10 protein-coding genes are annotated in these 10449 nt (G+C 57.7%); 9 read left to right on the plus strand and 1 reads right to left on the minus strand.

Features of this window, described 5'->3' with window-relative positions:
- The first annotated feature begins 75 nt into the window (after positions 1-75).
- The 3 genes from mrcB to H8B20_RS25600 are packed head-to-tail and all read left to right on the plus strand — an operon-like array spanning position 76 to position 3501.
- Positions 76-2400 (plus strand): penicillin-binding protein 1B, encoded by a 2325-nt coding sequence (gene mrcB, locus H8B20_RS25590; RefSeq protein ID WP_210624947.1) that lies wholly within the window; start codon positions 76-78, stop codon positions 2398-2400.
- 16 nt (positions 2401-2416) lie between these two features.
- Positions 2417-3166 (plus strand): tetratricopeptide repeat protein, encoded by a 750-nt coding sequence (locus H8B20_RS25595; RefSeq protein ID WP_047303231.1) that lies wholly within the window; start codon positions 2417-2419, stop codon positions 3164-3166.
- Complete coding sequence (locus H8B20_RS25600; RefSeq protein WP_047303230.1) at positions 3166-3501, plus strand: YqcC family protein; 336 nt, start codon at positions 3166-3168, stop codon at positions 3499-3501. Before H8B20_RS25595 ends, H8B20_RS25600 begins: the two co-directional genes overlap by 1 nt.
- 18 nt (positions 3502-3519) lie before the next feature.
- Here the strand turns inward: H8B20_RS25600 and H8B20_RS25605 are convergent, their stop codons facing one another.
- A complete protein-coding gene (locus H8B20_RS25605; protein ID WP_047303229.1) occupies positions 3520-3936 on the minus strand; it encodes a DUF4124 domain-containing protein in 417 nt (138 codons plus the stop codon).
- Between the two features lie 399 nt (positions 3937-4335).
- On the opposite strand from H8B20_RS25605, the gene H8B20_RS25610 reads away from it, so the two are divergent.
- The 6 genes from H8B20_RS25610 (at position 4336) to msrQ (ending at position 10316) form a co-directional block, all read left to right on the plus strand.
- The gene (locus tag H8B20_RS25610) at positions 4336-6060 is read left to right on the plus strand and encodes an acetolactate synthase 3 large subunit (RefSeq protein WP_047303486.1); all 1725 of its coding nucleotides are present in this window, start codon (positions 4336-4338) and stop codon (positions 6058-6060) included.
- Between the two features lie 2 nt (positions 6061-6062).
- Positions 6063-6554: an acetolactate synthase small subunit gene (ilvN, locus tag H8B20_RS25615; protein ID WP_003176102.1), complete on the plus strand. Its 492-nt coding sequence runs from the start codon at positions 6063-6065 to the stop codon at positions 6552-6554.
- Between the two features lie 46 nt (positions 6555-6600).
- A complete protein-coding gene (gene ilvC / locus H8B20_RS25620; RefSeq protein ID WP_042561081.1) occupies positions 6601-7617 on the plus strand; it encodes a ketol-acid reductoisomerase in 1017 nt (338 codons plus the stop codon).
- 147 nt (positions 7618-7764) lie between these two features.
- Complete coding sequence (gene pssA / locus H8B20_RS25625; protein ID WP_042561080.1) at positions 7765-8622, plus strand: CDP-diacylglycerol--serine O-phosphatidyltransferase; 858 nt, start codon at positions 7765-7767, stop codon at positions 8620-8622.
- A 63-nt stretch (positions 8623-8685) separates the two neighbouring features.
- Positions 8686-9699, plus strand: a complete 1014-nt coding sequence (msrP, locus tag H8B20_RS25630) for a protein-methionine-sulfoxide reductase catalytic subunit MsrP (protein WP_042561079.1) — start codon at positions 8686-8688, stop codon at positions 9697-9699.
- A complete protein-coding gene (gene msrQ, locus H8B20_RS25635) occupies positions 9699-10316 on the plus strand; it encodes a protein-methionine-sulfoxide reductase heme-binding subunit MsrQ (RefSeq protein ID WP_210624948.1) in 618 nt (205 codons plus the stop codon). The genes msrP and msrQ overlap by 1 nt, the downstream gene beginning before the upstream one ends.
- Positions 10317-10449: the final 133 nt, after the last annotated feature.

A 10449-nucleotide genomic window follows, 5' to 3' on the forward strand; every position in this document is an offset into this window, starting at 1 on the left:
TGGCCGCTCGCCCGCCTGACGCAAACCTCGGAGCGCTCCTGTTGAGTCTGAATAAAGTGCGTATAATCCGCCGCCATGACTCGAACTCGATCTCCCCGTACCAAGAAAAAACCACCTTCCAAGGGCCTGCGCCCATGGATGGGCTGGGCCATTAAACTCAGTCTGGTCGGCCTTGTAGTGCTGGCCGGCTTCGCCGTTTACCTCGATGCCGTGGTGCAGGAGAAGTTCTCCGGCAAGCGCTGGACCATCCCGGCCAAGGTATACGCGCGCCCGCTTGAGCTGTTCGTCGGACAGAAACTCAGCAAGGAAGATTTCCTCACCGAACTCGACGCACTCGGCTATCGCCGCGAAGCCGTGAGCAATGGCCCCGGCGCTGCCGCAGTCTCCGGAAACACCGTTGACCTGAACACCCGTGGCTTCCAGTTCTATGAAGGCCTTGAGAAGGCGCAACCCGTGCGCGTGCGCTTCTCGGGCGATTACGTGGCCGAGTTGTCGGCGACCAACGGTTCGAAACTGTCCGTGGTACGTCTGGAGCCGGTTCTGATCGGCGGGATTTATCCGAAGAACCTCGAAGACCGCATCCTGATCAAACTGGATCAGGTGCCGCCGTATCTGCTGGAAACCCTGGTCGCTGTCGAAGACCGGGATTTCTACAGCCACTGGGGCGTGTCGCCAAAGTCGATTGCCCGGGCGATCTGGGTCAACACCTCTGGCGGCAAGATGACTCAGGGCGGCAGTACGCTGACCCAGCAGTTGGTGAAAAACTTCTACCTGACCAACGAACGCAGCCTGAGCCGCAAGCTCACCGAAGCAATGATGGCGATGTTGCTGGAGCTGCATTACGACAAGAAGGAAATCCTTGAGGCGTACCTCAACGAAGTCTTTGTCGGTCAGGACGGTCAGCGCGCCGTGCACGGTTTTGGTCTGGCCAGTCAGTTCTTCTTCGGTCAGCCATTGTCCGAGCTCAAACTGCATCAGGTCGCGATGCTGGTCGGCATGGTCAAAGGCCCGTCCTATTACAACCCGCGCCGCAATCCAGAACGTGCACTGGAACGTCGTAATCTGGTGCTCGACGTGCTCGAGCAGCAAGGCGTAGCGACTGCCGAGCAAGTGGCCGCCGCGAAGAGTATGCCGCTGGGTGTCACCACTCGCGGCAAACTGGCCGATAGCTCCTTCCCGGGCTTTATCGACCTGGTCAAACGTCAGCTGCGTGAAGACTATCGCGACGAAGACTTGACGGAAGAAGGCCTGCGGATCTTCACCAGTTTCGACCCGATCCTGCAGATGAAGGCCGAGGCGTCGGTCAACGACACCTTCAAGCGTCTGTCCGGTCGCAAGGGCTCCGATGACGTCGAAGCGGCGATGGTTGTGACCAATCCTGAGACCGGCGAAGTCCAGGCCATGATCGGCAGCCGCCAGGCCAGTTATGCCGGTTTCAACCGGGCACTGGATGCCGTGCGGCCAATCGGCTCGTTGATCAAACCGGCGGTTTATCTGACTGCGCTGGAGAAACCGAGCCAGTACACGCTGACCAGTTGGCTGTCGGATGATCCGTTGTCGGTCAAAGGCGCGAACGGTCAAGTCTGGAAGCCGCAGAATTACGATCGTCGTTCCCACGGCACCGTGTTCCTGTATCAGGGGCTGGCGCATTCCTACAACCTGTCGACCTCGCGCCTGGGTCTGGAAGTGGGCGTGCCGAACGTCCTCAAGACGCTGGCCCGTCTGGGTGTGACCCGTGAGTTCCCGGCGTTCCCGTCGATGTTGCTGGGTGCGGGCGCGATGACGCCGATGGAAGTGGCGACCATGTACCAGACGCTGGCCAACGGTGGTTTCAATACGCCGATGCGCGGCATTCGCAGCGTACTGACCGCCGAAGGGGAGCCGCTCAAGCGCTATCCGTTCCAGATCGAGCAGCGGTTTGATCCGGCCTCGATCTATCTGATCCAGAACGCCATGCAGCGGGTGATGCGCGAAGGTACCGGCAGCTCGGTTTATAACGTGTTGCCAAAGACTCTGACGCTGGCCGGCAAGACCGGTACCAGTAACGATTCGCGCGACAGCTGGTTCGCAGGTTTCAGTCAGGACTTGCTGGCAGTAGTCTGGCTGGGCCGTGATGACAACGGCAAGACGCCGTTCACCGGCGCGACCGGTGCGTTGCAGGTCTGGAGCAGTTTCATGCGCAAGGCCGATCCGCTGCCGCTGGACATGCCGCAGCCGGACAACGTCGTGCAGGCATGGGTTGATTCGCGTACCGGGCAAGGTTCTGACGCCAACTGCCCGGGTGCGGTGCAGATGCCGTATATTCGCGGCAGCGAACCACCACCCGGCCCTGCGTGTGCAAGCGAAACGCCTGCATCTGGCGAGTCGGTGATGGATTGGGTCAAGGGCTGGATGAATTAAGCAAAGAGGGTTTCAAGTGAACAAGTGGTTGATTCCAGCGGTGACCGCCGTGGCTTTGCTCAGCGGCTGCTCTACCGTTCAGCGTGGTTCGATCCCTGTAGTGGATTCGGGCACAGCCGTGTCCAACAGCGAGCGCATTTCCGCCAATGGCGGTTTCCGTCAGACGACGGTCAAGCGTCCTGTGCAGGGCCAGCCTCAAGCCATCCCGCAAGGCGATACCGGCGTCGTAGTGATGGTGCCGGGCGGTGGCGCGACAACGTCGGCACCGATCAGCGCGGCGCCAATTGTGCCGGGCCCGGCATCCGGCGGTATTACGCCGGGGCCATATAACCCGTCGCCAGTCGAGTCGGCACCGATCAACTCCGGCAGCTACAGCATGCCCTCGACACCGAGCGGCATCCCTTCGGCCAGCAGTGGCGGTGGTTTGTCGGCGGACGAGCAACTGGATGGTCCGGTGCTCGCCTTGTTGACGACTGCGCAACAGCAACAGGCCGGTGGCGACCTCAACGGTGCATCGTCGAGCCTTGAGCGCGCACAACGTGTCGCCCCGCGTGAGCCGCAAGTGCTCTATCGTCTGGCTCAGGTGCGCATGGCTCAAGGCGATGCGCCACAGGCCGAGCAGTTCGCCCGTCGTGCGTTGACCATGGCCGGCGGCCGTCCGGACTTGCAGGCCAACCTGTGGGAAATCATCGCTCAGTCCCGTGAGAAACAAGGTGACTCCGCCGGCGCTGCTCAGGCCCGTCAGAAGGCCAAGGTAACGCTGTGATGGATGCGCGCTTCCCGAAAATCGCCGATCAGTTATTGCTGATCGAGCGTGAGCTGCGTACCCAGGGCTGGTGGGATGAGGTCTCGCCGTCGGCCGAAGCCTTGAGCAGTGTCGAGCCGTTTTCGGTCGACACGCTCGAGTTCGAGCAGTGGCTGCAATGGATCTTCCTGCCCCGCATGAAGATGATCCTTGAACAGGATCTGCCGCTGCCGAACGCCTCGGGCATTCAGGAAATGGCGGAAATGGTCTTCGCCCAGCGCAATCTGCAGGGCAAGGATCGACAGCTGCAGCTACTCCTTAAAGAGTTTGACCTGCTGATCACCGCTTCCCGCTGAACCGAAAACTGCCAGGCTTTACTGGCAGTTCTCTCTGATCTGCTTCTGCGCTTCGACAATGCGCTCCTGCCGTTGTGCATCATCCAGCCGCCGCAATTCTCCCCCCACGTCCTCTCGCAAACGCGGATTGTTCTGCAATTGCGCAAGATTCGTCCGTGCCTGCTCACAAAATGCCTTGAGCTGCGCTTGTTGGTCGTCGACCTGTTTCTTGACCTTGTCGTCGATGGCTTTCTGATCGCCCAGCACACCGCTGCCCGGCATGGCTGCGGGTTTTGCCGGGGCCGAGGAGGGCATGTGTACCGTGGTGGATGGTTGGCCTGGCGGAGGTTGCGCATCAAAGTGCGTAACACCTTGGGCATCGACCCATTTGTAAATCTGAGCGGCTGTGCACCATGGGCTGAGGCCGATCAGCAGGGTTAACAGAAGCATTCGCATGCTGATTCCTTGGCAAAATTGCGCAATTGACGCTAACAGAGTAGCTGTTTTCAGGTTTTTTCTTGCGTTCTCATGTGCTTACCCACAATTAACCACAGAGACGGCTTGACTTGGAGAGGACGAAACAGAAGAATCCAAAGTCCGCTGTAGAGGGACTGCCAGAAGCAGACCCACTCGGTAGATCATGAGGCGCATACCCGCGCCGACCTGTTACACCCGCAACGCGTTACCTCGCGCTGGGTGGGAAAGGCCCGCAACACTTGGGACGATCCCAATACTTGCTCAGTCAGTGCTGACGTAGTCGGCGACCACCGTCGCTCATGCTCTGCCGAGAAGTAAACCTATTAAGACCCGTCCCATTTTCGTGGGCGGTATTCTGGCGTTTTAGAGGTGAACAACGTGGAGCTTTTATCTGGCGGTGAGATGCTCGTCCGCTTCTTGCGTGACGAAGGCGTCAAATATATCTACGGGTACCCGGGTGGTGCTCTCCTGCATGTTTACGATGCCCTGTTCAAAGAACCGGAAGTGACTCACATCCTGGTTCGTCACGAACAAGCGGCAACCCATATGGCTGACGGCTACGCCCGTGCCACCGGTAAAGCCGGCGTGGTCTTGGTGACTTCCGGTCCAGGCGCCACAAACGCCATCACTGGTATTGCCACGGCCTATATGGACTCGATTCCAATGGTGATCATTTCCGGTCAGGTGCCAAGCACCATGGTCGGCACCGACGCGTTCCAGGAAACCGACATGATCGGTATCTCCCGGCCGATCGTGAAGCACAGCTTCATGATCAAGCACGCCTCGGAAATCCCGGAAGTCATGAAGAAAGCGTTCTACCTGGCGCAATCCGGTCGTCCTGGCCCGGTCGTGGTCGATATCCCGAAAGACATGACCAACCCGGCCGAAAAGTTCGAATACATCTTCCCGAAGAAAGCCAAGCTGCGTTCCTACAGCCCGGCCGTTCGTGGGCACTCCGGGCAAATCCGCAAAGCAGCAGAAATGCTCCTGGCGGCCAAGCGTCCAGTGTTGTACTCCGGCGGCGGCGTCATTTTGGGCAACGGTTCCGCTCCGCTGACCGAACTGGCGAAAATGCTCAACCTGCCGGTGACCAACACGTTGATGGGCCTGGGCGGTTTCCCTGGCACTGATCGTCAGTTCATCGGCATGCTCGGTATGCACGGCAGCTACACCGCCAACCTGGCGATGCACCATGCCGACGTGATCCTGGCGGTTGGCGCACGTTTCGATGACCGAGTGATCAACGGCCCGGCGAAGTTCTGCCCGAACGCCAAGATCATTCACATCGACATCGACCCGGCTTCGATTTCCAAAACCATCAAGGCCGACGTGCCTATCGTTGGTCCGGTGGAAAGCGTTCTGACCGAAATGGTCGCGATCCTCAAGGAAATCGGCGAGACCCCGAACAAGGAGTCCGTGGCCAGTTGGTGGAAGCAGGTTGATGAATGGCGCGGTGATCGCGGCCTGTTCCCTTATGACAAGGGCGACGGCAGCAAAATCAAGCCGCAGACCGTTATCGAAACCCTGTGCGAAGTGACCAAGGGCGATGCCTATATCACCTCCGACGTGGGTCAGCACCAGATGTTCGCTGCGCAGTACTACACGTTCAACAAGCCTAACCGCTGGATCAACTCCGGTGGCCTGGGCACCATGGGCTTCGGTTTCCCCGCAGCCATGGGCATCAAGTTGAGCTTCCCGGACGACGACGTTGCCTGCGTCACCGGCGAAGGCAGTATCCAGATGAACATCCAGGAACTGTCGACCTGCCTGCAATATGGCTTGCCAGTGAAAATCGTCATCCTGAACAACGGTGTTCTGGGGATGGTTCGTCAGTGGCAGGACATGAGCTATGGCAGCCGTCACTCGCACTCCTACATGGAATCGCTGCCTGACTTCGTCAAGTTGGCTGAAGCTTATGGCCACGTCGGCGTACGCATCACCGAATCGAAAGATTTGAAGTCGAAGATGGCAGAAGCGTTCGCCATGAAAGATCGTCTGGTGATCATCGATGTCTCGGTTGATACCAGCGAGCACGTCTACCCGATGCAGATCAAAGACGGCTCCATGCGCGATATGTGGCTGAGCAAGACGGAGCGTACTTAATCATGCGGCACATTATTTCCTTGCTTCTGGAAAACGAACCCGGCGCTTTGTCTCGCGTAGTCGGCCTGTTCTCGCAGCGCAACTACAACATCGAAAGCCTGACCGTGGCCCCGACCGAAGACCCGACCCTGTCGCGTCTGACGCTGACCACTGTGGGGCATGATGAAGTCATCGAGCAGATCACCAAAAACCTGAACAAGCTGATCGAAGTGGTCAAGCTGGTGGACCTTTCGGAAAGTGCTCACATCGAGCGCGAACTGATGCTGGTCAAGGTCAAGGCCACTGGCGCCCAGCGCGCCGAGATCAAACGCACCACCGATATTTACCGTGGACAGATCGTCGATGTCAGCGCCAGCGTGTATACCGTTCAATTGACCGGTACCAGCGACAAGCTCGACAGCTTCATTCAGTCCATCGGCACCGCATCGATTCTGGAAACCGTCCGTAGTGGCGTAACCGGTATTGCTCGCGGCGACAAAGTACTCAGCATCTAAACCAAATTAGCGAATGGCCTGAACGGCCTGGATATAGGGGAATTTCATGAAAGTTTATTACGAAAAAGACTGCGACCTGTCGATCATCCAGGGCAAGAAAGTTGCCATCATCGGTTACGGTTCCCAGGGCCACGCCCAGGCGTGCAACCTGAAAGACTCCGGCGTCGACGTCACCGTTGGTCTGCGTAAAGGTTCGGCCACCGTTGCCAAAGCTGAAGCTCACGGCCTGAAAGTGACCGACGTTGCTTCCGCTGTTGCTGCTGCCGACCTGGTCATGATCCTGACCCCGGACGAGTTCCAGTCTGCTCTGTACAAGAACGAAATCGAGCCGAACATCAAGAAAGGCGCCACCCTGGCCTTCTCCCACGGCTTCGCGATCCACTACAACCAGGTTATTCCGCGTGCCGACCTCGACGTGATCATGATCGCGCCGAAAGCCCCGGGCCACACCGTACGTTCCGAGTTCGTGAAAGGCGGCGGTATTCCTGACCTGATCGCGATCTACCAGGACGCTTCCGGCAACGCCAAAAACGTTGCACTGTCCTACGCTGCCGGCGTTGGTGGCGGTCGTACCGGCATCATCGAAACCACCTTCAAGGACGAGACTGAAACCGACCTGTTCGGCGAGCAAGCCGTTCTGTGTGGCGGTACCGTTGAGCTGGTGAAAGCCGGTTTCGAAACTCTGGTTGAAGCTGGCTACGCGCCGGAAATGGCCTACTTCGAGTGCCTGCACGAACTGAAGCTGATCGTTGACCTCATGTACGAAGGCGGTATCGCCAACATGAACTACTCGATCTCCAACAACGCCGAATACGGCGAGTACGTGACCGGCCCGGAAGTGATCAACGCCGAGTCCCGTCAGGCCATGCGCAACGCCCTGAAACGTATTCAGGACGGCGAATACGCCAAAATGTTCATCAGCGAAGGCGCAACCGGCTACCCTTCGATGACCGCCAAGCGTCGTAACAACGCCGCTCACGGTATCGAAATCATCGGCGAGCAACTGCGCTCCATGATGCCGTGGATCGGTGCCAACAAGATCGTCGACAAAGCCAAAAACTAAGTCGTCGTCCCTTGTACGAAAAACGCGGCCTCGGCCGCGTTTTTTCGTTTGGGTCGGTGGTTCTGGTATAAAGCTGCATCGTTTGTGGCCGAACTGTCGTCCACAGGCACTTGTCGAATTTTTCCAAACCGTTGCAAGGTAATGTCCATGAGCGAACGTCCCGAAGAGCCGAACAAGGCTTCAGACGCCGAAAGCCTGCTGCCCATCGATGAGCACATCGAAGAAGGGCATGACGCAGAAGGCCGTAAAGTCCGGCATCGTGGTATCTATCTGCTGCCGAATCTATTCACCACTGCGAACCTGTTTGCCGGGTTTTACTCCATCATCAACTCGATGAGCGCGCAGGCGGCGTTGAGCGCTGGTGATTCCGTCAATGCGAGCAAGTATTTCGCGTTCGCCGCAATCGCGATTTTTGTCGCGATGGTGCTCGACGGTCTCGACGGTCGTGTCGCGCGCATGACCAACACGCAAAGTGCCTTCGGCGCCGAGTATGACTCGCTGTCCGACATGGTCGCCTTCGGTGTTGCCCCTGCATTACTGGCCTTCGGCTGGGCGCTGGGTGACATGGGCAAGGTCGGCTGGATGGTTGCCTTCATCTATGTAGCGGGCGCGGCGTTGCGTTTGGCGCGTTTCAACACTCAGGTCGGGACAGCGGACAAGCGTTACTTCATCGGGCTGGCCAGTCCGGCAGCTGCCGGCGTGGTGGCAGGTATTGTCTGGGCGTTCAGCGATTACGGCATCCAGGGTTCGAAGATGTCGTTTTTGGTTGCACTGATGGTGGCGGCTGCCGGCATGCTGATGGTCAGCAACATCAAATACAACAGCTTCAAGGAGCTGGATTTGAAAGGTCGCGTGCCTTTCGTGGCAATCCTCGCGGTAGTGCTGGTGTTCGCGGTTGTGTTCAGCGATCCACCGCGCATTCTGCTGCTGGTATTCCTCGCTTATGCGGCTTCCGGCCCAATTCAGTATCTATTGCATCTTCGTCGTCACAAAAACGCCGAATGATGTAATTTCCAGCATACTCCGCAGTCTATGGGGGCATCTGTCCTCCAAAGCTGCGGAGTTGCCATGCTCATCAAAATCCCCAAAGCGTCTGACTGCCATGAGTCGGACGTCACGTCTGAATCTATCTATCTGTCTCGCCGCCAGCTGCTCGGAGCCACCGCGGCCGGCATCGCCGTGAGCAGTCTTCCGCGCTGGGCCAATGCTGACGATGTGGCGCGATATGCCGATGTCGAACCTGGCAAGGCGCCCGCCTGGTTTGCCGAAAAACTTCCCTCTACTCAATGGGGGGCGGTAAACGTCAAGGATGAGGCGATCACGCCTTATAAGGACGCGACTCACTACAACAACTTCTATGAGTTCGGCACCGACAAGGGCGACCCGGCCGCTAATGCCGGTTCGCTGAAAACCGAACCGTGGAGTGTAGTGGTGGACGGGGAGGTGGGTAAGCCGGGACGTTATGCGCTGGAAGACTTCATGAAACCGTACCAGTTGGAGGAGCGTATCTATCGTCTGCGCTGTGTCGAGGCCTGGTCGATGGTCATTCCGTGGATCGGGTTTCCCATCGCGGCGCTGCTCAAACAGGTCGAGCCGACTTCCAAGGCCAAGTACATCCGGTTTGAAACCCTTCAGGATCCGAAAAGCATGCCCGGGCAGCGATCAGGCTTTGCCTTGATCGAATGGCCTTATGTAGAAGGCTTGCGTCTGGATGAGGCGATGAATCCATTGGCGATTCTGGCGGTGGGCATGTATGGCCGCGAATTGCCGAATCAGAACGGAGCTCCTCTGCGGCTGGTGGTGCCATGGAAGTATGGCTTCAAGAGTGTCAAATCCATCGTGCGTATCAGTCTTGTCAGTGAGCAACCGAAAACGACCTGGCAAAGTATTGCGGCGGACGAATACGGCTTCTATGCAAATGTGAATCCGACTGTCGATCATCCGCGCTGGACGCAAGCGCGCGAGCGGAGGCTGCCGAACAGTCTGTTCAAGCCGAATGTGCGCGATACCCAGATGTTCAACGGCTATTCGGAAGAAGTCGCTTCTTTATATACAGGGCTCGATCTGCGGAAGAACTACTGATGCGATATCCGTTCTGGCGGGTGGGTGTTTTCATTGCTGCAGCGATTTGGCCATTGCTGTGGTTCTATCAGGCTTTCGCGGATCTGCTTGGGCCGGATCCTGGCAAGGTGTTGGTTGACAGGTTGGGCCTTGGCACGTTGGTGCTGCTGTTGATCACCTTGAGCATGACGCCTTTGCAAAAACTGACCGGTTGGGCGGGGTGGATTGCTGTTCGGCGGCAGTTAGGCCTTTGGTGTTTTGCCTATGTGGTTTTGCACCTATGCAGCTATATGGCTTTTATACTGGGTTTCGACTGGTCTCAACTGGGTGTTGAGTTGCGCAAGCGGCCATACATTATTGTCGGTGCGTTGGGTTTCCTCGGATTGCTGGCTTTAGCGGTAACCTCAAATCGCTACAGTCAGCGCCGTTTAGGTGCTCGCTGGAAGAAGCTGCATCGTCTGGTATACGTGATTCTTGGGCTGGGATTGCTGCATATGTTGTGGATCGTGCGCGCTGATCTCAAGGAATGGGCGATTTATGCTTTTATAGGTGTGCTGCTTCTATTGCTGCGTGTCCCTCCTGTTGCTCGTCGAATCCCGCGTTTACTGGCTAAAAAGCAGGTTCTGCAACAAAAGTGAAATTAACGGTTGACGGCAGATTCCAGACGTCTATAATTCGCCCCACTTCCGGCGCAGTCGAAACGGAAAACTCCTTGAGATTCAATGAGTTAAGTAGGTTTCGAGAGCGGGTCGCTTCAGTTCATCGAAGCCT

The organism is Pseudomonas sp. P42 (genome assembly GCF_017973755.1).
Classification (GTDB): Bacteria; Pseudomonadota; Gammaproteobacteria; order Pseudomonadales; family Pseudomonadaceae; genus Aquipseudomonas; species Aquipseudomonas iridis.